This is a genomic window from Amycolatopsis sp. NPDC057786 (assembly GCF_042797905.1).
Classification (GTDB): domain Bacteria; phylum Actinomycetota; class Actinomycetes; order Mycobacteriales; family Pseudonocardiaceae; genus Amycolatopsis.
Genome location: NZ_JBHVKW010000008.1, coordinates 92,957 through 116,336, shown reverse-complemented (window position 1 = coordinate 116,336; position 23,380 = coordinate 92,957). Strand labels below are relative to the sequence as shown.

Annotated in this window: 20 protein-coding genes; 8 read left to right on the top strand and 12 right to left on the bottom strand. The window is 68.4% G+C overall.

The window, feature by feature from the left end:
• Positions 1-78 precede the first annotated feature (78 nt).
• A complete protein-coding gene (locus ACFVM3_RS08330) occupies positions 79-1,320 on the top strand; it encodes a DUF222 domain-containing protein (RefSeq protein ID WP_378436802.1) in 1,242 nt (413 codons plus the stop codon).
• 144 nt (positions 1,321-1,464) lie between these two features.
• On the opposite strand, the gene ACFVM3_RS08325 is transcribed toward ACFVM3_RS08330, so the two are convergent.
• Positions 1,465-2,118, bottom strand: coding sequence for a response regulator (locus ACFVM3_RS08325; protein ID WP_378436801.1), 654 nt, complete (start codon positions 2,116-2,118; stop codon positions 1,465-1,467).
• 32 nt (positions 2,119-2,150) lie between these two features.
• Here ACFVM3_RS08325 and ACFVM3_RS08320 point away from each other — a divergent pair, with 32 nt between their 5' ends.
• Complete coding sequence (locus tag ACFVM3_RS08320) at positions 2,151-3,677, top strand: PDR/VanB family oxidoreductase (protein ID WP_378436799.1); 1,527 nt, start codon at positions 2,151-2,153, stop codon at positions 3,675-3,677.
• Between the two features lie 4 nt (positions 3,678-3,681).
• Here the strand turns inward: ACFVM3_RS08320 and ACFVM3_RS08315 are convergent, their stop codons facing one another.
• Together ACFVM3_RS08315 and ACFVM3_RS08310 are read right to left on the bottom strand one after the other, a co-directional pair.
• Positions 3,682-4,881: an LCP family protein gene (locus ACFVM3_RS08315; RefSeq protein WP_378436798.1), complete on the bottom strand. Its 1,200-nt coding sequence runs from the start codon at positions 4,879-4,881 to the stop codon at positions 3,682-3,684.
• 174 nt (positions 4,882-5,055) lie between these two features.
• A complete protein-coding gene (locus ACFVM3_RS08310; protein ID WP_378436796.1) occupies positions 5,056-5,799 on the bottom strand; it encodes an SDR family NAD(P)-dependent oxidoreductase in 744 nt (247 codons plus the stop codon).
• Positions 5,800-5,899: 100 nt separating this feature from the next.
• Here ACFVM3_RS08310 and ACFVM3_RS08305 point away from each other — a divergent pair, with 100 nt between their 5' ends.
• Positions 5,900-6,526: a TetR/AcrR family transcriptional regulator gene (locus ACFVM3_RS08305; protein WP_378436795.1), complete on the top strand. Its 627-nt coding sequence runs from the start codon at positions 5,900-5,902 to the stop codon at positions 6,524-6,526.
• Between the two features lie 35 nt (positions 6,527-6,561).
• The gene (locus ACFVM3_RS08300) at positions 6,562-8,127 is read left to right on the top strand and encodes an MDR family MFS transporter (RefSeq protein ID WP_378436793.1); all 1,566 of its coding nucleotides are present in this window, start codon (positions 6,562-6,564) and stop codon (positions 8,125-8,127) included.
• A 96-nt stretch (positions 8,128-8,223) separates the two neighbouring features.
• On the opposite strand, the gene ACFVM3_RS08295 is transcribed toward ACFVM3_RS08300, so the two are convergent.
• Positions 8,224-8,475, bottom strand: coding sequence for a WhiB family transcriptional regulator (locus ACFVM3_RS08295; protein ID WP_378436791.1), 252 nt, complete (start codon positions 8,473-8,475; stop codon positions 8,224-8,226).
• A gap of 157 nt (positions 8,476-8,632) precedes the next feature.
• Between ACFVM3_RS08295 and shbA the strand changes: the two genes are divergently transcribed.
• Together shbA and ACFVM3_RS08285 are read left to right on the top strand one after the other, a co-directional pair.
• On the top strand, positions 8,633-9,808 hold the full coding sequence (shbA, locus tag ACFVM3_RS08290; RefSeq protein WP_378436851.1) for an RNA polymerase sigma factor ShbA: 1,176 nt from the start codon (positions 8,633-8,635) through the stop codon (positions 9,806-9,808).
• A gap of 184 nt (positions 9,809-9,992) precedes the next feature.
• Positions 9,993-10,640, top strand: coding sequence for a DUF4190 domain-containing protein (locus ACFVM3_RS08285; RefSeq protein ID WP_378436790.1), 648 nt, complete (start codon positions 9,993-9,995; stop codon positions 10,638-10,640).
• A 243-nt stretch (positions 10,641-10,883) separates the two neighbouring features.
• On the opposite strand, the gene ACFVM3_RS08280 is transcribed toward ACFVM3_RS08285, so the two are convergent.
• On the bottom strand, positions 10,884-11,411 hold the full coding sequence (locus tag ACFVM3_RS08280) for a hypothetical protein (RefSeq protein WP_378436788.1): 528 nt from the start codon (positions 11,409-11,411) through the stop codon (positions 10,884-10,886).
• Between the two features lie 199 nt (positions 11,412-11,610).
• On the opposite strand from ACFVM3_RS08280, the gene ACFVM3_RS08275 reads away from it, so the two are divergent.
• Positions 11,611-11,889 (top strand): DUF3892 domain-containing protein, encoded by a 279-nt coding sequence (locus ACFVM3_RS08275; protein ID WP_378436787.1) that lies wholly within the window; start codon positions 11,611-11,613, stop codon positions 11,887-11,889.
• 685 nt (positions 11,890-12,574) lie between these two features.
• On the opposite strand, the gene ACFVM3_RS08270 is transcribed toward ACFVM3_RS08275, so the two are convergent.
• The 3 genes from ACFVM3_RS08270 to ACFVM3_RS08260 are packed head-to-tail and all read right to left on the bottom strand — an operon-like array spanning position 12,575 to position 16,188.
• Positions 12,575-13,615 (bottom strand): ABC transporter ATP-binding protein, encoded by a 1,041-nt coding sequence (locus ACFVM3_RS08270; protein ID WP_378436785.1) that lies wholly within the window; start codon positions 13,613-13,615, stop codon positions 12,575-12,577.
• A complete protein-coding gene (locus tag ACFVM3_RS08265; RefSeq protein WP_378436783.1) occupies positions 13,612-15,162 on the bottom strand; it encodes an ABC transporter permease in 1,551 nt (516 codons plus the stop codon). Before ACFVM3_RS08265 ends, ACFVM3_RS08270 begins: the two co-directional genes overlap by 4 nt.
• Positions 15,163-16,188 (bottom strand): iron ABC transporter substrate-binding protein, encoded by a 1,026-nt coding sequence (locus ACFVM3_RS08260; RefSeq protein WP_378436849.1) that lies wholly within the window; start codon positions 16,186-16,188, stop codon positions 15,163-15,165.
• Positions 16,189-16,472: 284 nt separating this feature from the next.
• On the opposite strand from ACFVM3_RS08260, the gene ACFVM3_RS08255 reads away from it, so the two are divergent.
• Entirely contained in the window at positions 16,473-19,040 is a 2,568-nt protein-coding gene (locus tag ACFVM3_RS08255; protein ID WP_378436781.1) for an AMP-binding protein, read from the top strand.
• A 766-nt stretch (positions 19,041-19,806) separates the two neighbouring features.
• Here ACFVM3_RS08255 and ACFVM3_RS08250 read toward each other — a convergent pair.
• The 4 genes from ACFVM3_RS08250 to ACFVM3_RS08235 all read right to left on the bottom strand — a co-directional run bounded on the left by ACFVM3_RS08250 (position 19,807) and on the right by ACFVM3_RS08235 (position 23,319).
• Positions 19,807-20,604, bottom strand: coding sequence for a 2-keto-4-pentenoate hydratase (locus ACFVM3_RS08250; RefSeq protein ID WP_378436780.1), 798 nt, complete (start codon positions 20,602-20,604; stop codon positions 19,807-19,809).
• 45 nt (positions 20,605-20,649) lie between these two features.
• Positions 20,650-21,213 (bottom strand): flavin reductase family protein, encoded by a 564-nt coding sequence (locus ACFVM3_RS08245; RefSeq protein ID WP_378436778.1) that lies wholly within the window; start codon positions 21,211-21,213, stop codon positions 20,650-20,652.
• 64 nt (positions 21,214-21,277) lie between these two features.
• Positions 21,278-23,065, bottom strand: a complete 1,788-nt coding sequence (locus ACFVM3_RS08240; protein WP_378436776.1) for an electron transfer flavoprotein — start codon at positions 23,063-23,065, stop codon at positions 21,278-21,280.
• Positions 23,062-23,319 carry a rubredoxin gene (locus ACFVM3_RS08235; protein ID WP_378436775.1) on the bottom strand — a complete coding sequence of 86 codons (258 nt, stop codon included), beginning with the start codon at positions 23,317-23,319 and terminating at the stop codon, positions 23,062-23,064. The genes ACFVM3_RS08240 and ACFVM3_RS08235 overlap by 4 nt, the downstream gene beginning before the upstream one ends.
• Positions 23,320-23,380 lie beyond the last annotated feature (61 nt).

Genomic DNA, 23,380 nt, shown 5'->3' with positions numbered 1-23,380 from the left:
CTTCGGTGTTGTTCTGCTTTTCGCTTGTCGCTTAAAATTACGAACACGTGTTCGATTAGTTTGGGGTATTATGGAGTGGTGTCCGAGACCTTCCTTCCCGAGTTGCCGCAGGAGTTGTGGCGTGCTGGCAAGCTGGAGCTTGCGCATGGTGTGCAGCAGTCTCTGCGGGTGATTCGGATGGCCACTGCCAGTTTGGGGCGGTACTTGGCGGAGATCGAGTCTCGGGGCGTCAAGGACTTGTACGGCTACGGGTCTACGGCCGCGTGGTTCGCGGATGTGGCGGGGTTGTCGCGCGGTGAAGCAGGACCGGTGGTGAACCGGGCGATCGCGTTGAACCACACCCGTGCCTTGGATGGCACCGAAGTCCCGCCTGTCGCACCCGCCACCGCCGCGGTCGCCGCCGAAGGCCTGGTCGGGGACGAGCGGATCGATCAGATCCTGGAGATCTTGAAGAAACTCCCCGACGAAGACCGGTCCAGTGCGGAGAAGATCCTCGCCACCCTCGCCCGCGACGCCGGTCCCCGGCAGCTGGCGGAGGCTGAGGCGAACCTGCTCGGGTTGCTGGACCCGGACGGCAACGAGCCGAAAGACCCGGAACCCAAAGAGCCGCGCCGGGAAATCACCCTGGAGCGCCGCAAAGACGGATTCTGGAAGCTGACCGGGTTGCTCGATGACGAGACCGGGGCCCGCACCGCCGCCGCGCTGGAGGCCTACGCCCAGCCGCGGCCCGTCGACGAGTTCGGGCAAGCCGATCTGCGGATGAAGTGCGAGCGCATGGGTGATGCCTGGGTCGACATCCTCGATCTGGCGATCGCGTGCCCTGATCAGCCGGGCACCAGCGGCTACCGCACCTTGGTGAACGTCACCATCGGACTCGACGAACTCAAGTCGGGTCTCGGGACCGCGTGCCTGGACTTCGTCGGGACGATGACCGCTCGGGAAGCGCGGCTGGCGGCCTGCGATTGCCTGATGTTGCCGGTCGTGCTGAGCGCCGCCGGAGAGCCCCTCGACGTGGGGCGCCTGCGGCGGTTCGTCACCCCAGGCCAACGCCGGGCGTTGAACATCCGCGACGGTGGCTGCGCGTTCCCCGGCTGCCATCGCAAACCGAAGAATTGCCACGCTCACCACATCGTGCACTGGTCAGACGGCGGGCCGACGGATCTCCGGAATCTCGTGCTGCTCTGCGGATTCCACCACCGGCTGATCCACCACGGCGACTGGGAAGTCCGCATGGCCACCGACGGGCTACCGGAATTCATCCCACCCCAATACCGAGACCCGCTCCGACAACCCCGTCGCAACACCCTCCACCACCGCTGACCACCGAAGAGCCCGCCAGCCAACACACCGGCGACGGGCCCTTCGGCATGCCCACGGGCCAGACGTCAGGACAGTCCGACGGCGAGGTGGGCACCACGGTCATCGCCGCCATCCTTCTGGCTTTGCCGGCTCACAGGACAAGGCCTAGTCAAGCAAGGCGGCTCGGTGTGCCAGCAGGGCGACCTGGACGCGATTGGTACACCCGAGCTTGGCGAGGATACGGCTGACGTGGGTCTTCACCGTGGCTTCACTGAGATGGAATTCGGCGGCGATGTCCATATTGGACAGACTGCGGGCGACCGCGACGAGCACCTCGCGTTCTTTGCCGGTCATGACTTCGAGCCGTCGTTCGGCGTCGGCCCGCAGCCCGGCGGCAGGCTCGCCAGCAGTGAACCGGGTGAGCAGACGGCGGGTGATCTTGGGGGAGAGCATCGCGTCACCGCGAGCGGCGGCCCGGACCGCGGCGAGCATGTCGACCGCGGTGGCGTCCTTGAGGAGGAAGCCGACAGCTCCGGCGCGCAGCGCGGTTTCGACGTACTCGTCGAGGTCGAAGGTGGTCAGGACAACGACCTTCGGCGGATCGGCCAGCCCCTGAAGTCGGCGAGCGGCGTCAAGACCGTCGACACGGGGCATCCTGATGTCCAGCAGGACCACGTCGGGCCGGGTGGATCGGGTCAACTTCACCGCTTCCGCGCCATCGGACGCCTCGCCGGTGACGATGATGTCGTCGGCGGACTCCATGATCGTGCGCAGCATCGAACGCACCATCCACTCGTCGTCGGCGATGAGAACGCGCACGAAGACTGCTCATCGGCTTCCACCTGGCGTTCGTGCCGCTGCAGTTTCTCTTCTCCTTCCCGAACCCGGTGCCGAACCTCGGGATGGTGCTGTCGGTGGTGATACTGATCGGGCTACGGCCCAAGTTCCCGAGGCTGTCGCCGCGGTCCAGGAAGATCTGGCTCGTCCTGCACATCGGTGTCAGCGTGGGCTGGCTGGGTCTTTCGCTGGGAATGCTCACACTCGCGCTCATCGGGCTACTGGCCGGAACCCACGTCGCGCGGCACAGCGCCTACGAGATCTTCCATATCTTCGATCTCGTGATCGTGATCCCCAGTGTGGTTCTGACGATCATCACCGGCCTCGTGCTCTCGCTCGGCACACCTTGGGGGTTGGTCAAACACCGTTGGGTACTGGCGAAATTCCTGATCTCCCTGAGTATCCCGGCCGCGGCCGCGGTGGAAAGCAGGTGGGTCACCGAACTGGTCGCGCGTACCGAGGACCCGGCGGCCCGGCCGGGTGCGCTCGGTGTCGCGCTCGTGATCACCGTCGGCGGCTTCGCGCTCTCGCTGTGGGTCGCCGTCATCCTGTCCGTTCTGAAACCGTGGGGCCGGACCAGATGGGGTCGTGACCGCGTTTCAGCGCCCACCGTCGCGGTCACCGTCGCCGACCGGCGCCAGGTCGCGGACGGCACCGTCGCATTGACCCTGGCGCCCGTGGGCGACCATGACCTGCCGGCTTGGGATCCCGGTGCGCACGTCGACCTGATCCTGCCGTCGGGATTGGTCCGTCAGTATTCATTGTGCGGCGATCCCGCCGACCAGCGCGGCTACCGGCTCACCGTGCTGCGCGATGCCGCGGGCCGCGGCGGTTCCGGTGAAGTACACGCCCTTCGGACCGGCACCCAGGTAGCGATCCGCGGGCCCCGCAACCACTTCCCGATCGTCGACGCTCCGGCGTACCTGTTGGTCGCCGGTGGCATCGGGATCACTCCCTTCCTGCCGATGCTTCCCCGCCTCACCGAGGCCGGATCGCCGTGGCGGCTGATCTACCGAGGACGATCGCTCGACCACATGGCCTACGCCGAACAGCTCGCGGCGGCTCATCCCGCCCGGGTCTCGTTGTACCCCGCCGACACCTGTCAGCGTCCGGATCTCGCCGAACTGGTGCGAGGGCTGCCCGCAGGAGCCGCGATCTACTGTTGCGGCCCCGCGGAACTGGTCGAAGCGATGACCGAGGTAATGCCGAAGGAATGTCCACAAGGGACACTTCACGTCGAGAAATTCACCGTCACGACCCCAACGAGGGAAAATCGCCCGTTCGACGCGGAATTGCGACGCAGCGGGCGGACCGTGCGGGTGCCCGCGAACGGAACTCTGCTGACTGCCATCCACGCAGTCAACCCCGCCGTGCCCGCATCCTGCGCGGAAGGGGTGTGCGGAAGCTGCCGCACGCCGGTGCTGGCCGGCGTCCCTGACCATCGCGACGACGTGCTGCCACCCCATGAGCGAGACCGCACCGACGTGATCTACCCGTGCGTCTCACGAGCGACCGGCGGCAAGCTCGTGCTCGATCTCTGAACGCTCAGTTCACACAGCCCGCCATCGCAGGCGGCGCGGAGGCAACAGAAGACGAAGGCGGCGCGGCGACCGAAGACGTGGCCGCGACCGGCTTGATCCCGATCCCGCCGGTCGGCTCCCCCACCGCGGCGACGCTCGTCGAGTTCAGCGCGGCCTTCACGAACGCCTGCACCTCGGCCGGATCCACCTTCACCGCGTCGCCGTCCGACGGCGTCGGCAGGGAGAGGCTCTGCACCGGGATCGTCTGGAACTTCAGCGCGCCGGAACTCATCCCCCGCAGCTGCTGCGCGAAGCTGAGGACGTCCCAGCCGCGGTCGAGCACGACCGAACCCTGGACCGCGCCGACCAGCGCGCTCAGCCTGCTGGGGTCGGTGAACGTCCCGGCGTCGAGGACGGTCTTGGCCATGCTCGAAAGGAACGCCTGCTGCCGCGCGATGCGGTCGAGGTCGCTGGGCAGCCCGTGGCGCTGCCGCACGAAAGCGAGCGCCTGCGGCCCGGAGAGCAGCTGTTTGCCCGCCGGGAACGATGCCCCGGAGAACTTGTCCCGCACCGGTTCGTTGAGGCAGACCTCGACCCCGCCGACGGCCTCGCTCAGCGCGGAGAACCCGGCGAGGTTCACCGCCGCGTAGTGGTTGATCGACAGCCCCGTGAACTGCTCGATCGTCCGGATCGTCAGTTTGGCGCCCGCCTCGTTGGCCTTGACCTCGAGCTGCGCGCCGGAGAGACCTTGCGCACGCAGCGAGCTCAAGGCGGCGTTCTTGCCACGGCTGTATGCCGAATTGATCTTGTGTTTGCCGAACCCGCCCGCGATGTCCACATAGGAATCGCGCGGGATCGAGATGGCCGTCGCGCCCGCTCCGCCCGCCGGGATGTGGACGACGATCATGGTGTCGGTGGTGTCACCGCCGTCGTCGCTGTCGCCGGCGTGCAACGCGTCGAGGACGTTCTGGGGCAACGGGTTCCCGTTCGCGTCGGTGCGGGAGTCGATTCCGACGAGAAGGATGTTCTGCGCCACCTTCAGCGGTTCGCCGGCCGGGCCCGCCGGCATCTGGGCGGAGGGCGCGATGACGTCGGCCGTGACGATCGCTTGGTCCAAACGGCTCAACTGGGTCCACGCGAAACCCGTGACACCCAGTACGGCCGTCGACACCAGGCCCAGTGCGACGCGGCCGCCGATCCGCCGTCCTCGCGACGTGAGCAGCACGACTTCTCCCCGCTTCCGTGGATGATCCCCCGCGATCGAGGATCACCGCGTTAGCTGGGAATTACCTGAGAAACGTGTCATAACCGGGTCTTAAAGCCCGTTCGGACCAGCCCGAGTGATCAAGGAGACAACCGGCCGCGACACCGCGTACCGGATCGACCGCGTAGCGCTCCCCTACCGGGGCATCCGGCGCCAGACCGCGCGTGGCACCACGCGCATCACCGAGAACACCAGCCTCAGAAGTCCCGGCACCCACACGGTTCCCTGCCGCTTCCGAAGCGCGGCGACGGTCGCGTCGGCGACCTGGTCCGGGGTGCTGGAGAACGGGGCGGGCGACATTCCCTCGGTCATCCGCCCGATGACGAACCCTGGCCGGACGAGGAGAAGATGCACGCCGGTGCCGGGCAGCGCGTCGGCCAGGCCGCTCGCGAAACCGTCTAGGCCCGCTTTCGCCGAGCCGTAGACGTAGTTCGCGCGCCGGACCCGCACCCCGGCGACCGACGAGAACACCACGAGGCTTCCGTTTCCTTGCTCACGAAGCACATTGGCCACGTGCGTCAGCACACTCACATGAGCCACATAGTCCGTGTGCACGATCGCGACGGCGTGGGCGGCGTCCGCTTCCGCGCGCGCCTGGTCGCCGAGGATCCCGAAAGCGGTGACGACGACGTCGAGCGGCCCGTGTTCCGAGACGACCTTCTCCAGGAACGGGCCGTGTCCGGCGAGGTCGTCGGCGTCGAACTCGACGGCTTCGACGGTTTCCGCCCCCGCGGCCAGTAGCCGCCGGGACTCCGCGCCGAGGTCCCCGCTCCTTCGCGCGGCCAGCACGATCCGGCGCGCCCCGCTCTTGGCGAGCCGTTCCGCGACCGCGAGGCCGATCTCGCTGCGTCCGCCCAGTACCAGCACCGTTCCGCTCACCCGCCGCAGTCTGCCAGGCGACCCGGTGCCGTACACCAGTGGCACGCTTCACAGACTGCAATTTTGCAGCATCTGCATCTTTGGGCGTATCGTGGTGCTCATGCCCGAACCCGTCAAAGGTCTCCGCGAGCGCAAGCGGCTGGAAACCCACCGCGCGCTGGCGACCACCGCCGTCCGGCTCGTCGCCGAACGCGGTCTCGACCAGGTGACGGTCGAGGACATCAGCGCGGCGGCGGGGGTTTCACCGCGCACCTTCTTCAACTACTTCGCGTCCAAAGAGGACGCTGTCGTCATCGCGCACGCCGACACCACCGAGCGGACCCAGCGCACCATCGACAAGTTCCTTGCCACACCGGAGGAAGTCAGCACTCCACGCGCTTTCGTCGACGCGTTGAAGGAAGACTTCGCCCAGGTCGACGAGAACCGCGAAGAGTGGCTCGGCCGCATGAAGGCCATTCAGGAGAACGCCACCCTGCATTCGCGTGCGGTGGCCACGAACCACGACAACATCGCGCCGCTGATCGAGGCGATCGCGCGCCGCACCGGCGCGGATCCCAAGACCGATCTGTACCCGGCGCTGCTGCTGTCCACGCTCGGCGGCGCGGTGAACGCCGTGCTCATGCACTGGTACCAGCACGACGGCCGGGTGTCCGCGCTCGACCTGCTGGACGACGCCGTCGAAACGCTTCTCGCCGGGCTCCCGGAGCCCGGCGGCCGCGCGCGCTGACGCGCCGGCACCACGGAACACGAAGGGGGACGACCATGTCCGTATCCATGACCGAACCACGGGAACCGGAGGCCCCGGCGGGCTCGATGGACCGCAAACAGGTCCTCGAAGCGATGTCGGGGCTGATGATGGGCATGTTCGTCGCCATCCTCGCCTCGACGGTGGTCGCGAACGCGTTGCCGCGGATCGTCTCCGAACTCGGCGGCTCGCAGGCCTCCTACACCTGGGTGGTCACCACCGAACTGCTCGCGATGACCGCGACGGTTCCGCTCTGGGGCAAACTTTCCGACCTGTACAACAAGAAACTGCTGATCCAGCTCTCGCTGGGCCTGTTCGTGGTCGGTTCGCTGGTCGCCGGGTTCGCGGGCAACATCGAGGTCCTGATCGGCAGCCGGGTCGCGCAGGGCATCGGCGCGGGCGGGCTCACCGCGCTCGCGCAGGTGATCATGGCCGCCATCGTCTCCCCGCGGGAACTCGGGAAGTACTCGGGCATCTTCGGTGCCGTGTTCGCCGTCGGGACCATCGCGGGCCCGCTGATCGGCGGCGTCATGGTGGACACCTCGTGGCTGGGCTGGCGCTGGTGCTTCTTCCTCGGTGTCCCGTTCGCGGTCGCGGCGATCCTGCTGCTGCAGCGCACCTTGAAGCTGCCGACGATCAAACGTGACGTGAAGGTCGACTACCTCGGCGCGTTCCTGATCATGGCGGGCGTTTCGACGCTGCTGGTCTGGTCGTCGCTGGCCGGGCACCAGTTCGCGTGGGGCTCCTGGTGGACGGTCGGCCTGGTGACCGCCGGCGTGGTCATCCTCGCCCTCGCGGTCTACGTCGAGTCGAAGGTGACCGAGCCGATCCTGCCGCTGGGCCTGTTCCGCAACCACACGGTCGCCCTGACCACCCTGGCGAGTTTCCTCGTCGGTGTCGCGATGTTCGGCGGCACGGTGTTCCTGTCGCAGTACTTCCAGCTGTCGCTCGGCAAGTCGCCGACGGTGGCCGGATTGCTGAGCCTGCCGATGATCTTCGGCATCCTCGTGTCCTCCACCGTCTCCGGCCAGCTGATCAGCCGGACCGGCAAGTGGAAGAGCCACCTGCTGCTCGGCGCGGCGCTGATGACCGCGGGCCTTGGCTTGCTGGGCACCATCGACGCGAAGACGAACCTCGTCGTCCTGGGCGCGTACATGGTGCTGCTGGGCGTGGGTGTCGGCATGCTGATGCAGAACCTGGTCCTGGTGTCCCAGAACGACGTCGACGCGCACGACCTCGGCACGGCGACCTCCACGCTGTCGTTCTTCCGCAGCCTCGGCGGCTCCATCGGGGTGAGCGCGCTGGGCGCGGTGCTCGCGAACCGGGTCCTCGCGCTGATGAGCGAGAAGCTCGGGCCGCTGCCCGGCGGCGGAGAAGGCGGCGCGGTGCCGAACATCGCCACGCTGCCCGAACCGTTCGCGAACGCCGTCCGCGAGGCCTACGGGGAGGCGACCAGCGAGCTGTTCCTGATCAGCGCGCCGATCGCGCTGCTGGTCATCGTCGCCGTCGCCTTCCTCAAGCACAAGCCGCTCAAGACCCAGTCGGGCAACGAGCGGCTGGCCGAGGAGACCGCCGCCGCCTGACCGCCACGACAGAGGGGCCCGGTTCACGGAACCGGACCCCTCTTTTTTCGCGCGCACGAAGAACACGTGGAAATTCGATAACACGATCGAACACATTCAGGCGGCAGAGCCGACGCGAATCACCTGGCGCCGCTCACTACCGGTCAGCCCGCCGAAAATTCCATGGGCCAACCCGTTTTCCACGGCGTGGGCCAGGCAGGCCGAAATGACCGGGCACCGTGCGCAGACGGCCTTCGCCCTGGCCGCCTGCCGCGCGCCGGGACCGGTTTCGGTGACCGGGAAGAACAGTTCGGGATCCTCACCGCGGCAAGCGGCCTCACCCAGGTCACCCGCCATCCTCGTTTCCATTTTCCTATCACCTCCTTTTTCCCGATTTTCCCTTCCTCGTCAAACGACTTCTCCCCGGCGCCGACCTTGACCCAATCGTTACACTCAGCGGCCCGCTCACTGCACCTGTCCTGTGAGGGCATTCGCGTCAGGCGGCTGAGAGCGGTGAGTGCGGGTGATGGGCCACGACGGGTTCGACGAGTTCTTCCACGCCGAATTTCCGCTGCTCACCGGCTTTCTTTGCAAGGCGGGCTTCGCGCTGGACCCGGCGCGGGACGCGGCGGCGGAGGCGATGCTCAACGCCTACGAGGGCTGGCCTGGCATCAGCCAGCCGAAGGCCTGGATCCGCCGGGTCGGGCACCGGCGGGCGAAGGAACAGACAGCGGTCCGGTCCGACTGGGCCTTCGACGACGCCGGCCGGGAGGACAAACTCACCATCCTCGCCGACGAGGCGTCGTCCGTCCTGACGATGCTGGGGAAGCTGCCGAAACGTCAGCAACTCGGCATGGCGTGGGCGCTGGACGGCTACTCGTCGCAGGAGATCGCCGGTGTCCTCGGCATCTCGGACGAGGCGGTCGGCACGACCCTTCGCCACGCGCGTGACCGTCTGGCGGAGCACGACTCCGGCTTCGTCGATCACCTGGACAGCGCCAACAGCGCCTTCATCGACGCACTGAGGATGGGTCTCGACGTCGACGACACGCTGTACCGGATCAAGAACCGCGCGATGATCAGGGAACTCGCGCTGGTGGCGCCGGGCGCCCCGGCGGAGTCGGAACCCGAACAGGTGACGCCGTCGCGCTGGTACACCCTCGACGAACCCGTCGCGGCCGCCGGACGAGGTGACCGGCGGGCCCTGAACCAGCTGCTGACCACCATCCGCCCGCTCGTGATCCGGTACTGCCGGTCGCGGATCGGCAGACAGGAACGGACCTACGCCTCGGCCGACGACGTCGCGCAGGAGGTCTGCGTGGCGATCCTCCGCGCGCTGCCGACCTATCGCGAACGGGGGCGGCCGTTCCTCGCGTTCGTCTACGGCATCGCCCACCACAAGGTCGCCGACGCCCGCCGCGCCGCCGCCCGCAACCGCACCGAACCCGTCGCCGAAGTCCCCGACGGGGTCTCGGAATCCGCCGGCCCGGAACAACAGGCGCTGCACAACGAACTGAGCGACCGGATGGGCGAACTGCTGCGGATCCTGCCGGACAAACAGCGGGAGATCGTCGTGTTGCGGATCGTCGTCGGCCTGTCCGCGGAGGAGACCGCCGGTGTGGTCGGCTCGACGGCCGGAGCCGTGCGAGTGGCGCAGCACCGGGCTTTGACGCGATTACGGAAAATCCTCACGGATACCTGATCGTTACGCTGTTTTCGTAACATCCGGCCGTTCCGATTCGCGCGAAAATCGCGAACGCCGGAACGTAACGCGGGAATACGTCACGCCGATCTCCACGCGAAGACATGCGAAAGGATCATCGTGACCACTCCCTCGCCGTACCCCCTATCAGGCACCTCCCGTCGCCACGCCTCCACGTAACGGATTGGGCACCGCGGGGTTCGTTCTCGGCCTCGTCGGCCTGTTGTTCTCCCCGATCCCGTTCGTCGGCGTCATCGCCTGGCCGCTCGTCATCGTCGGGCTCATCCTCGCCGGAATCGGTTTTTCTCGCGCGAAAAGCGGCGTCGCGACCAACAAGGGCCTCGCTCTCACCGGCATCATTCTGTCCGCGGTGGGCTTGGTCATCTGCATTCTCTGGACGGTCGTGTTCAGCAAGGCCGTCGTCGACGCGGCGAATTCGCTTCCGGCGGCGCCGATTTCCGCGCCCGGTGTCCCGCCGGGCAACGAAGCGGGAACTTCCGTGCCGGAACAGCCCGCCGAACAGCAGGCCACCGAGCGCACGGTGGTCTACCGGGTGACCGGGACCGGTGGGGCCAAGGCGGGCAACATCACCTACACGACCGACGGGATGACCACCAGCAACCAGGAAGCCAACGTCAAGCTCCCGTGGGAGAAGACGATCAAGCTGCCTGCCGGTGAGGCTCTGCAGATGGTCAGCATCCTGGCGCAGGGCAGCGGCAAGGGCTCGATCAAGGTCACCATCGAGGTCGACGGCAAGGTCATCAAGGAAGCCAGCGCCGAGGAGTACGGCATCGCGCACGCGAACGAGAACATCGGCTCGCTCGGCAACTGAGCCGGTCAGGCATCCGGCCGTCGGCCGGCGGGACTGCCCACCACCACGATCGCCGAACTGCTGCCCTGTATGGGTTCCGCGGGCGGGCGGCTCATCGCCGACTGCCCCGAGAACGCACGAGGCTCAAGGCCGCGATCGCCGAACTGACCACCGCCCGCAGCACTCTCGACCAGGTGATCGTCACCGCGCCGCCGTCCGCCGAGCACGAGGCCGCCCGGTTACGCGGCGTCGGCTAGACCGGGTTCACGGGCGGCAGCGTTCCGCGGTCGCCGCGGCCGTCTTCAGCTCGGGAGCCCCCAGGATCGCCGCGACCGGGTCGAGCGCGCCGTGCGTGTCCTTCTGGGCGGCGATGAGCCCGTCGACCGCACGGCCTTGCGCGGCGGTGTCGTTCTTTCCGGCCGCGTCCAGGTCCGCCTTCGCTTTCACGGTCCTGTCGCGCGCCGAGGTGTACTTCGCAAGGAAATCCTGCTTCGCCGCGTCTCCCGCGGGCACCGGCGCGGCGGGCAACGCGCCGAGGCCGTCGGCCGTCTTGGCCAGAATCGCCGCGTAATGCCCGAGCTGGTCACTCGTACTCTTCTTGATGGCCTCCACGGTCTCACCACTCGCCGACGGCATCCTGTTGTGGCCTTCGATGAAATCCTTGACCGCGCCGCAGAATCCGTTCATCCAGGCGACCGAGGCGGACGGCGCCGGATCGGGAGCGCAACCGGCCAGTACCGTCGCGGCCAGGGCGATTCCCGCGTTCCTGGCGAGTCTGTGGGCAGCGCACATGTCCGTTCCCCTCTCCGCCGGCCGGTGTTCCCGCCGGCGCGAGGACCTTGACATGGCGGAACACGCACGGTCTGCGTCATCTGACTCAGAACAATCGAGCTCGTAACGTTCGGAGCACGGCGTAACAAGGTGCCGACAGGGGACGAGTACCGCATTACCCCCGTTCGCATCGAGGGCACCCAGCCGAAGAGGTAGCACCATGGCCATCAAGATCATCGCGACGCGGCTCGAAGGTGGGAAGTTCCACGAGAACATCACGAAACTGCGGTGGGTCAACCCCGGCAGCGGCGAGACCGGGGAGAGCTTCGTTTCGGCGATCGTGGCGTGGATCGAGGACGACGACGGGAAAGCCTATGTGGACGAGGGCATCCGCCGGGTGGCCGTGGAGATCATCAAGCCGACCTTCGGCCCGGAGTTCCTCCGCACGCGCGCGGACGGGATCTGGAAGAACAACCTGCTGGAGCTTCCCCGCTTCTGAGACCCGGTAATTCCGATGACGTGGGCACGTGCGCTCTGTTAGCTTGGGCGAGCACTCCCGGTGCGCAGGTAGCGGCTACTTCCTCTTTCACCAGGTCATTTACGTCACCGTCACCGACTTTTTCTCGGGCCGCATCCGGAGCCGAAGCTCCCCTCGAACGAAAACGAGGGTCGAGGTGTCGAAGTTCAACACCGCCGGTACCCGCCCGGCGACCGGTTCACCGATCGCCGGTGAGCGTCGGCGAGAACACCTTCTACGAGCCGAGCGACGAGCGCGACGCGCGTTACGCCGACCTCGGCCGGAAGTGCCGCTGCCGGAGAACAACCAGTTCTCAGCGTGTCGACAGTGGACTTGCGGGCTACTCCCCTTCGGAACGAACCCGACGATCGCAGCCGCCATCGAGTTGCCGCAACCGTTTCCGTGTTCCCCGATTCGGCAAGAATCTCCTTGCGGGGCAAGGAAAACGGAAGATCGTCATGCCGAAAGCCATCGAATGGCGGCCCGCATAACTCCACTGCCTGCGTCAACGCCCTCTGCGCGCCCACGCCGGAGTCGCGCACTGAGGCGAGTCGGACCGTGGTCACCGGAATGGACCGCGCCGGCAAGTGCGACCGATCACACCCGGCCGGACGGCCGCCCAGTGACCGTGGAGTTGACCACGGCGAGCCTCTCCGGGCGCGCTGACTCAGTCCTCGACGGGGTAAGCCAGGCAGTCGCCAGCGACGCCGGCTATCAGCTGGGCACCCGGTTCCGGCAGGGTGTCGCCGGCGACGCGGGCGGTGATGCGCGGCCCGTCGGGCGCCACGCGGAGGCGAACCGATGCGTCGTGCCCGTAGAAGCTGATGTCTTCGACCACGACGGGGACCCCGTCTGCCGACGACGGCCCGCTGAGCAGGATTTGCTCGGGCCGTACGAGCAGTTGCGCTCGTCCGGGGCGGGCGTCCCGTACGGCCACAGAGCCGAGCGCGCAGCTCGCCCGGCCGTCGCGGACCTCGGCCGGGAGCAGGACGGCGTCGCCGACGAAGCGGGCGACGCCGGAGTCTCGCGGTGTGCGGTAGACCGCGGATGGCGTGTCCAGCTGGACGAGCCGCCCGGCCCGCATCACCGCGACCTGGTCGGCCAGCGACAACGCCTCCCCCTGGTCGTGAGTGACCAGGACGGCGGTCGCTCCGGTGGCGCGCAGGGCGGCCGCGACCGCGCGGCCGGTGCCTTCACGGAGGCCCGCGTCGAGCGACGAGAACGGTTCGTCGAGCAGGACGACCGCCGGGGACGGAGCCAGCGCGCGGGCGAGCGCGACGCGCTGCTGCTGGCCGCCGGACAGCTCATGCGGGTAGCGGCGGGCCACGGCGGCGTCCAGATCGACCAAGTCGAGCAGCTCCCGCAGCCGTGCGCCGTCCCGCCGGGCGGCCCGCGGCAGTCCGAAGACGATGTTCGCGGACACCGTTAGGTGCGGGAACAGCGCGCCTTCCTGGGGCACGAAGCCGACACGCCGGCGCTGCGGCGGCACCGGACGTCCACCACCGGCCACGACGGCGGTGCCGAACGCGATCGTGCCGCCGTCCGGGTCGGTGAACCCGGCGACCGTCCGCAACAGCGTGGTCTTGCCGCAGCCGGAAGGCCCCAGCACGGCGGTGATGCCGTGCGCGGGGACGTGCAGATCGATCCCGTCGAGCACGCGTGCGGCCCCGAACGCCTTGGTCAGCCCGGACACCGTGAGTGAGGTCATGGCGCGGAACTCCTCCGGATGTCGCGGGTCAGCAGGTAGGTCGCGGGCGCGGAGAGCAGCACCATCACCAGGGCGTAGGGTGCCGCCGCCGCGTAGGCGGCGCTGTCGCTGTCGGCCCAGAACTGGGTCGCCAGGGTCCGCGTGCCGATCGGGGAGAGCAGCAGCGTCGCGGTCAGCTCGGTCACGACCGCGATGAACACCAGCGCCCCGGCGGCGCCGAGCCCGGGAGCGGCCAGCGGGAGGGTGACCCGCAGCAGTGTGGGCAGCCTGCCCAGTCCCTGGCTGTGGGCGACATCTTCGAGCACCGGCGGTGCCTGGGCGAAAGCGGCGCGCACGTTCACCACGGCCCTGGGCAGGAAGAGGATCACGTAGGCGGCGACCAGCAGGACGATGGTCTGGTACCACATCGGCACCACCCGGATTCCCAGCGTGACCAGGGCGAGTGCCACGACGATGCCGGGCAGCGCGTTCCCGAAGTACGTGCTGCGTTCGAGCAGGGTGGCCAGCCTCCCGCGGTGGCGTTCGGCCAGCCAGGTCACCGGGACGGCCGCGATCACCGCGCAAAGGGCCGCGAGGGCGCCGAGGCCGAGCGACGTCCCGGTGGTCTCCAGCAGGAGATCCACCGTAACGCCGGACGATGTCCCGGTCACCAGCCAGTACGTCAAGCTGCCGAGCGGTACGCCCAGTGCCAGCACCGCGAGCGTGCCCAGCGCGACGAGGGCGGGCACCGTCCACGCGCCCAGCCGCACCCGGGCCGGCGGACGCGCGACGCCCGAACCGACCCTGGCGAACCGGGCGTTGCCCCGCAGCCGCGAGTCCCCCAGCAGCAACAGCAGACAGCACAGCACGAGTACGGCGGCGAGCATGTTCGCGGCCGGTCCGCTGAAGGACGACTGGTACTGGTCGTAGATCGCGGTCGTGAACGTCGGGAACCGCAGCAGCTGCAGGGCACCGAACTCCGCGAGCAGGTGCAGTGCGACCAGGAGGCACCCGCCGGCGAGTGCGGGACGCAACTGTGTCAGCACCACGCGCCGGAAGGTCCGGAATGGCCCGTCCCCCAGGCTGTAGGCCGTTTCCTCCAGCGCCGGATCCAGTCCGCGCAGCGCCGCGGCGACCGACAGGTAGACGAACGGGAAGTACGAAAGGGTCACGATGACCAGCGCGCCGCCGTATCCGCTCGCCGCGGGCATCAGCGACACCCACCCGTAGCTGTTCACGAACGCCGGGACCGCCAGCGGCGCCGCCATCAATACCGTCCACAAGCGGCGGCCCGGCAGCGTCGAGCGTTCGACCAGCCACGCCGCTCCGGTACCCAGTACCGCGCTCAGGAGGACGGCTCCGCCGGTGAGGCGCACCGTGTTCCACAGCAGTTCCAGGGTCCGCCCGCGCAGCACCAGCCGGCGTACTTCACCCCATCCAGCGTCCACTGTGGACCACACCACGAATCCGAGCGGGACCAGGGCGAGCAGGGCCACCCCGACGGCGGCCACGACCAGCCCGGCGGCAGGACGCCGGCGGCATACCCCTGTGGAGCGCGGTGCGGACACTCAGATCAGGCCCGCTTGCTGCATCAGTTCGACGACCTTGGGGCCGTTCAGCTTCGCCGGGTCGACCGACGGCGGATCCAGCTCGGTCAACGGCTTCAGCTTCGGGTTCGGCGTCACGTCCTTGCCGACCGCGTACTCCAGCGCCTTGCTGTCGGCCAGGATCTGCTGGCCGGAGCGGGCGGTCAGGTACGCGACGAACCGCTGCGCTTCGGCGGCGTGCTTGGCCCCCTTGAGCACACCCGCGCCGGAGATGCTCAGAAAACCGCCGGGATCCTTGCCACCGAAGAACTTCAGCTCGGTGTCCGCGCTGTTCGGTCCGGACGCCGCCCGGTCCTTGTACCAGTAGTAGTGGTAGATCACGCCGGCTTCGAGCTCGCCGGAGTTGACCGCCTTCATCACCGCGATGTTCCCAGGGTAGACCTTGCCGTTCGCCTTCAGGCCGGACAGCCATTGCCGCGTCACTTCCTCGCCCTTGACCGCCAGGACGGCGCTGACGATGGCCTGGAAGTCCGCGCCCGCCGCGGCGAACCCGATCTTGTCCTTCCACCGGGGTTGGGCCAGCTCCATCAGCGACGCGGGCAGCTGCTCGGCGGTGAGTTTCTTCGCGTTGTACGCCAGCACCGTCGATCGGGCGGCGAAGCCGATCCAGTTCCGGCTCGAGGGAATGAAATCGGCAGGCACCTGGCCTAGCGTCGGGTCGTCGATCTTGGCGAACAGCCCCTTGCCGTCCACCAGGCTCATCGCGGGAGAGTTCTCCGTGACGAAGACGTCCGCCGGACTCGCCGCGCCTTCCTGCACCAGCTGGTTCGCCAGCTCGAAGTCCTTGCCGTTGCGGATGTCGACCTTGATCCCGGTCTCGCGGGTGAACCCGTCCACCAGCGTCTTCACCAGATCCTCGTGCTGCGCGTTGTACAGCGTCAGCGAACCCCCGCCGGCCGCGTCATCGGCCCCGGCGCCGCACGCGCCCGCCGCGAGCGAAACGACAACGCCGACAACCGCCAGCGCCGAACGCCTGGTGAACCGCATGAAGACCACGCCTCCGAAAGTAAGCCTTAGCTTGGTTAGGACACCTTAAGCACACCAGGCCCGATCGGCAGCGTGATACCGGTTACTCCGAAGAAATGATCCTGAAAGCCGAGAAGTTCGTTGGTTTTCAACAGGAAAGTCTGGCCGAAATGAATCCATTTCGGATTTACCGTCCGCTAACCATCGTCTGTGGCGAAGACTACTTCACCCTTCGGTTTGGTTAGCCTATGCTTCGCCGAGGCCGCGCGCAGTCGCGTGGCCGTCGCGAGCGAGGACGAACAGAAATGACCCACGATTCGCTGATCTTGGCGCCGACACTGAAAAGTCTTCCCGAGCCGGCGTCCATAGTAGACAGTGAGGTGCGCTTCGCGCGGGATCTCGCCCGGCACGGAGACCGGCCCGCGATCGTCACCCCCGATGGCCGCGCGATCAGCTATCCCGACCTCGACCACCGCGTCGACAAGGTCGCCGAAGCACTCGGCGCCACCCGCCGTCTGGTGATGATCGAGGCCCGCAACAGCCTCGCGTCCGTGGTCGCCTATCTCGCCGCGTTGCGTGCTGGGCACGCGGCGCTGATCACCGCCGGCGACGCGCCGCGGGAACACACCGAAACGCTGCTCGCGCACTATGACCCCGATGTCGTGCTGAACGATTCTGGGCACGACATGCCGGAACAACGCTTCCGGCGCAACGGTTCCCGGCATGTCTTACACCCCGACCTCGCCCTCCTCCTGTCCACATCGGGCTCGACGGGGTCACCCAAGCTGGTCCGGATCGCCGCGGCCGGCGTACAGGCCAATGCCGACGCGATCGCCGGCTACCTCGGTATCAGGCCTACCGACCGCGCCGCGTTGTCGTTGCCGTTGCACTACTGCTATGGGCTTTCCATCGTCAACAGCAATCTCGCGGCAGGCGCCTCGCTCCTGCTGACCGAAGGATCGGTGACCGATCCCGGCTTCTGGGAGACGATGCGGCAGCAGCGTGCGACGAGCCTGCACGGCGTTCCGCACACGTTCGCGCTGCTGGATCAGGTCGGCTTCGACGAACACACTGTGCCGCACCTGCGCTACGTCACGCAGGCCGGAGGACGGCTCGCGCCCGAGACAGTGCGCCGCTACGCAAGAATGGGACGACGCGGCGGCTGGGACCTGTTCGTGATGTACGGCCAGACCGAAGCGACCGCCCGCATGGCTTATCTGCCCCCGGATCTGGCCGAATCACGGCCCGGTTCGATCGGGAGACCGATCGACGGCGGCAGCTTCACCATCGCCGATCCGGACGACTCCGGCGTCGGCGAACTCGTCTACCGGGGCCCGAACGTGATGATGGGATACGCCCGCACAACCGGCGATCTCGCGCTGGGGCGGACGATCGACGAGCTCCTTACCGGAGACCTCGGCCGCAGAACCGCCGACGGGCTCTACGAGGTGGTCGGACGACGCGGCCGGTTCGCGAAACCCTTCGGCAAGCGAATCTGCCTGGACGAGATCGAACTCCTCTTGTCGCGCAGCGGAATCGAGGGCGCCTGCACGGGCGGCGACGATATCCTCGATGTCCACGTCCCCGCGGACGCCGACCGCGCCCACAAGATCGTGTGCGCCGGGACCGGTCTGCCCGCGACCGGCGTCCGGGTGCACTCCGTCGCACGGATCCCCCGGCTCCCGACCGGAAAGACGGATTACCTCGCGCTCCGTCCGGCCGTCGCCGACGACCAGCCCGCGTCCTCCGTCCGCAAGGCGTTCCGGAAGATCTTGCCCCACCGCCGGATCACGGCCGACGACACCTTCGTCGGTCTGGGCGGAGACTCCCTCAGCTACGTGAAGATGTCGATCGCGCTCGGCGCGATCCTCGACCGCGTCCCGTCCACGTGGCCGACCATGTCCGTGCGCGAACTGGAATCGTTGCGCGTCCGAACGAACCGGCTGGCACATATCGACACCGGCATCGTCCTTCGCGCGGTCGCCATCCTGCTCGTGCTCGGCACGCACATCGGTCTCTTCGTCCTCCCCGGTGGCGCGCACCTGCTGCTGGCACTGTCCGGGTGGGCGTTCGCACGGTTCGCACTCGCGCCCTCGGACGGCACGAGCGGCCGGATCCTGCGCAGCGCTGCCGTCATCGCGGTACCAGCGATACTCTGGATCGGCTGGCGCGCCACGGCCAGCGACGCCGTCGGAATCGCCAACGTGCTGCTGGTCAACAACCTCGTGCACCGAGACGCCGCGATCGGTTATTGGTACGTCGAAGTCCTGGTATTGCTCCTGCTGGCCCTCGCCGCCGTCTTCGCCGTCCCCGCCATCCGCCGATTCGAACGCCGTCACGATTTCGCCACCGCGGCGGCGGCTCTCGCCCTCGCCCTGCTGATCGGCCTCGGCACGACCCGCACCGGTTCGTTCACCGATCTCGCGTTCAGCCTGCCCGGCACCGCCTGGTTCTTCGCCCTCGGCTGGCTGCTGCAACGAGCTTCGACGCCGGCCCACAAGGCGCTCGTCGTCGCCGCGATCGTCGCGTTGGTCCCGGGACAATTCGGTGACTTCGGCCGGGAAGCGATCATCATCGCCGGCCTGCTCCTGCTCCTCGCGATACCGCGGGTCGCGCTACCGAAAGCGCTCATCGCGCCCGCCGGCCTGATCGCCGACGCGTCGCTCTACATCTACCTCACCCACTACACGGTGTTCCCGGCCCTGCTGCACCACCTACCGCCGCTACCGACACTCCTGGCGTGCGTGGCCGTCGGAATCGCGGTGCGACAAGCAGTCCAGACCGGCCAGGAGCTCACTCGGAGGCAGCTTTCCGTCCGGACGAAGAAGACGACAGGCGCCGCCGGGTCAAGGGCGTCAGCGAGAAGCCATTAGGCCTCCGGTCGAGTCGCCGCCGGCCGTCTGAGAGGAGACAGTCCGGATGCCCCTCCACGAAGAAACCAGCGCGCCCGAAGCTTCCCGGCCACACCGACAGTGACCGATGACAGGCGAACTTGGCTGCTCGCGGTGACGAAACGTCTCGGTTCGCCCCGGCGGAGGGTGCAACGAACCCGGGGGCCGTGACGGCCTACGGGGCATGCAGCATTTCATCATCCCCGGTGCCGGCTTGAATGTGCCGCGAGGTCTGCGGCGGCACACTCAGCCCGGCTTCGTCGAGGCTGCGCAGGAAGTTGGGGTAGCGCCCCACATTTTCGCGCCCCGGCCCATCGTGTAGGCGGGGTGATGGTCGTCGTCGAACTTGTCGACCCCATCGGAAGCGGTCCGGTTGTCCACGACATCGTGCGTAGTACGCGGGGCTTCCACGTCCTACGACCTCAAACGCGCGACCGGCCGATCAGTGGGTTACTTCTGGACCTTCCACACGCGCAGTTGCACTCGGAGCCCAAACGGCTCGAGGAAGCCTGCCTCCTCGATCTCGACAAGGAGGACTCCGGACGTCGGCACAAGACGTGCTCGATCACCGTAACCGGCCTGAAAGTGCTGTGCGACTGGACGGCCGAGCCGGTCAACGAGCATTTCGAGACGTGGCGGAGATCAAGCTCTTCTTCGCTTGGGCATCCGATCCGGCGTGAGCGGGAACCGCGGGAACGAAACCGGCGCCGCTCTCACCCCGACCCGATGACAGCGACTTTCGCTCCGCTCACGGAGATTCGCCTTCTATGGCAAAGCCGACCCGTACCGAACCGAGTCCGGAGATTTCGGCCTGGAAGAAGTCGCCCGGCGCGGCGATGACCATCGGCCCGAGCGCGCCGGTCAACACGACGTCCCCCGCCCGTAGCGGGTCTCCTCGGCGGGCGAGCGTGGAGGCCAGCCAGAGCGCCGATTCGAGGGGGCTGCCGAGGCAGTCCGCGCCGCTGCCTTCCGAGACCACCGTGTCGTGGCGGGACAAGGTCATCCGTACTGTCCGCAGGTCCACTCGGTCGAGCGGCACTCGAGTACCGCCCAACACGAACAGGCCGGACGACGCGTTGTCCGCGACGGTGTCGACGATGGAGATGTCCCAGTCGCTGATCCGGCTGTCCACGATTTCCAGCGCGGCGACGGCGAACCCGGTGGCACGCACGAGTTCTGCCACGGTGCAGTCCGGGCCCGGAAGGTCGTCGGCCAGGACGAGTGCGACCTCGGCCTCGATCTTCGGCTGAATCAGCCGCCGGGCGGGCACCATCCCGCCGTCGGCCACCGCCATGTCAGTGAACAGTGCCCCGAAATCGGGCTGCGCGACACCGAGCTGGCGCTGGACGGCCGGCGAGGTCAAGCCGATCTTGCGGCCGGCGAGGCGTCGCCCTCCGGCCATCGCGCGCTCGGTGTTCAGCCTTTGCACCGAGTAGGCGGCTTCGATGTCGCCGAAGGTGAACAGGTCACGGACCGGCGGACACGGCTTACCGGTTTCGACGGCGTTCCGCAGCAGATCCGCGGCTTCGCGGACGGCGGCGCTCACGGCAGCCGCCGGAAGGGACGAGCGGGCATGGGACAACCTCCGGATTCAGGCGCTGGCAGGGAGGCCGAACGGGGTCAGGCAGAAGCCGGACCAGGCATCGGAATACTCCGAGTCGGCCGCCGGGCTCAGCAAATGACGGTAACGGCCGGCGTGGAACACGAGTGGCTCTCCAACGCTGTCGGTGAGGTGGCGCACCTCGCCGACGAACAACGTGTGGTCGCCCGCGGGGTGCGCGTCGACGATCTCGGCTCCCACCTGTGCCAGTGCACCCGCCACGAGGGGAACGTCGGCGTGGTCGTCGAACCGTGGCGCCAGGTCCGGGTCGGGCATACCACTGAAGTGCTTACTGATGGGCTCCTGATCCGCGGCGAGGACACTGACGCCGTAGACGCCGCTGGCCAGGAGGTAGTCGTGCATCTTCGCGCGTTTGGCGATGGACACCACGACGAGGGCGGGCTCGAGGGACACCGACATGAACCCGTTCGCGGTCATGCAGTGGGGTCCCGCCGGAGTCGGCGTGCTGAGGATCGTGATGCCGGTGGCGAACCGGCCCATGGCGTCGCGGAACCGCCGAGGGTCGACGCCGACCGCGGGAGCGGCGGTATCCATGAATACTCCTTGAGATTCTAGCGTCCACGTAAGGCGATGGGCACGGTGTCCGGCACCCGGCCCATCAGCTGGCGACCGCGCTCGAAGTCGCCAGCAACAGGTCCAGCAGCACCCCCTCGACGTTCGCGGTGACGACGGTGTCCACGAGACCGGAGAACCCGTCGGCCCAGGCGCCCGGGTCGACGACGACGATCCGGCCGGCGGCCTTGACCGCCTGGAGTGTGCCGAGGTCATGTCGCCCGAGTCCGAGGTAGACGGCGGGAGCGATACTGCGTGCCAGCGGCCCGATCTCGAGCTGCGGGGGCGCATCGCCCGCGGCCACGGCGGCCGACGTGGCGGCGAGCGCGATCCCCGGAGTCGCGGCGACGCGCTCGGCGACACGGCGTGCACCGGTGCCGAGGCCTGGCCCGAGGCCGATGACCATTCGGGCGGCCGCGAGCCGTGGGGCGTTCGGAACCTCGACCCGGCGCTCGACCGGGGTGCACAGGTCGCCGCCGATCCCCGCGCGGGTGGCGAACTCGACATCCGGTTCCCGTTGGTCACGAACGGCTCGCACCGCGAACGAACCGGGCCGCAGCGTACCCATCGACGGTGTGGAATGCGCGATCACCGGCGCGACCACAGCTGAGGACAGCGCCGGTTTGAGCCACAACAGGTCCGGCTCGTCGGTGTCCGCATCGCGGACCTCCAACGCGGTGAAGTCCCCTGTCAGACCGAGGCCGAGGCGCGCGGCGACACGCGGGGCGTAGTCGCGTCCCCGGGCGCTGAACGGCGCGATCACCGCGAACGGCGAATGCGTGGCGATTGCCGCGCTCAGCGCGTCGGTGACCAGGTCCGTGCGGTACTCCGCCGGTTCGGCTCCGCGCAGCACGAGCACCCGGTCGGCACCGTGCGCATAGAGCACGCGCGGCAGGTCGTGCGGCCGGTCGCACGGCAGCACCGCGACGATCGTGGCACGCAGGTCACCGGCGACCGACCGGGCGCAGGCCAGCGCCTCGAGACTCGCCGGATGCAGGCCGCCCCCTGGCAGCGGCTCGGCGACCGCCCAGATCTCGCGCGACGGTGTGGGCACGACGACTTCGGCTTCGTGCTCGACCGGCGAGAAAGCGGCCTCCAGCAGATCGGCGGCGTCAAAACCGGCGTCGACATACTTCGACGAGCGCTCGCGGGCGTCATGCCGGATCTCCGCGACGAAGGTCGGAGAGCCTCGAGTGCCGAAGTCCCGCGGTCCTCCCCCGAGTTCCTCGGCGGTGAGCATTTCGACGGCCGAGGGATCGGCCTCCGCCGTCGACGGCGGCTCGGCCCCCCGCCCCACGGAGACCACCGCGGGCAACGCCACGGTCCAGGCTTCGCGGCCGACGTCGGTTTCCACGTCCGCGGAGAGGACGCCGTCGCCGACCCTCAGGTTCGTGGCCTGGGTCAGCTGCGGCAAGGCGGCCAGCTCGGCGACCTGAGGGCCGACCTGCGCGGTGCCGCCGTCGAGCGTCCATCGGCCGGTGAGCACCAGGTCCGGGCGCTCCCGCGCCACGAGGCGGGCGAGCGCGCGGGCCGTCGCCAGGGTGTCCGCGCCGGCGAAGCGCCGGTCGACCAGGTGCACGGCGCGGTCGGCACCCCGGCGCAATGCGTCCAGCAGGGTCTCCTCGGCAGCCGGCGGCCCCATCGTCACGGCCACCACTTCCCAGCCGGTCTCCGCCCGCAGGGCCAGCGCCTGAGCCAGGGCATGCAGGTCCGGCGGATTGGTGACGGCCTGGTCGTCGTCACGGCGGAGGCGTTTGGTGCGTTCGTCGAAGGCACCCCGGCCCGGCGCCGGGATCTGCTTGAGACAGACGAGGATACGTCCCGGCGTGTTCAACCTTGGGCTCCCGCGTATGCGTCGTCCTCGACGTCGTACTCTTCACCCGGCGCGAGCATCCGGAACTCCTTCTTGCGCGCCCCGCACACCGGGCAGACCCAGTCTTCGGGGATGTCGTCGAACGGCGTACCGGGCTTGATGCCCCCTTCGGGGTCACCGAGGCGGGGGTCGTACACGTCCTGGCAGACATCGCAGATCCACAGTGCGGTGGCCGGTTCGGCCTGGGTCTCTTCGGTAGCCACCAGCGTCCTCATCGACGCCTCCTTTCAGGATGGAAAGGAGACGGCCTCGGAACCTCGGGGCTTCCGAGGCCGT

Coding starts and splice junctions, on each gene's coding strand:
- ACFVM3_RS08305 (WP_378436795.1), top strand. CDS start 5,900: ATGCCCGAACCCGTCAAAGGTCTCCGCGAGCGCAAGCGGCTGGAAACC.
- ACFVM3_RS08300 (WP_378436793.1), top strand. CDS start 6,562: ATGTCCGTATCCATGACCGAACCACGGGAACCGGAGGCCCCGGCGGGC.
- ACFVM3_RS08295 (WP_378436791.1), bottom strand. CDS start 8,475: ATGGAAACGAGGATGGCGGGTGACCTGGGTGAGGCCGCTTGCCGCGGT.
- shbA (WP_378436851.1), top strand. CDS start 8,633: ATGGGCCACGACGGGTTCGACGAGTTCTTCCACGCCGAATTTCCGCTG.
- ACFVM3_RS08280 (WP_378436788.1), bottom strand. CDS start 11,411: ATGTGCGCTGCCCACAGACTCGCCAGGAACGCGGGAATCGCCCTGGCC.
- ACFVM3_RS08275 (WP_378436787.1), top strand. CDS start 11,611: ATGGCCATCAAGATCATCGCGACGCGGCTCGAAGGTGGGAAGTTCCAC.
- ACFVM3_RS08270 (WP_378436785.1), bottom strand. CDS start 13,615: ATGACCTCACTCACGGTGTCCGGGCTGACCAAGGCGTTCGGGGCCGCA.
- ACFVM3_RS08260 (WP_378436849.1), bottom strand. CDS start 16,188: ATGCGGTTCACCAGGCGTTCGGCGCTGGCGGTTGTCGGCGTTGTCGTT.
- ACFVM3_RS08255 (WP_378436781.1), top strand. CDS start 16,473: ATGACCCACGATTCGCTGATCTTGGCGCCGACACTGAAAAGTCTTCCC.
- ACFVM3_RS08245 (WP_378436778.1), bottom strand. CDS start 21,213: ATGGATACCGCCGCTCCCGCGGTCGGCGTCGACCCTCGGCGGTTCCGC.
- ACFVM3_RS08235 (WP_378436775.1), bottom strand. CDS start 23,319: ATGAGGACGCTGGTGGCTACCGAAGAGACCCAGGCCGAACCGGCCACC.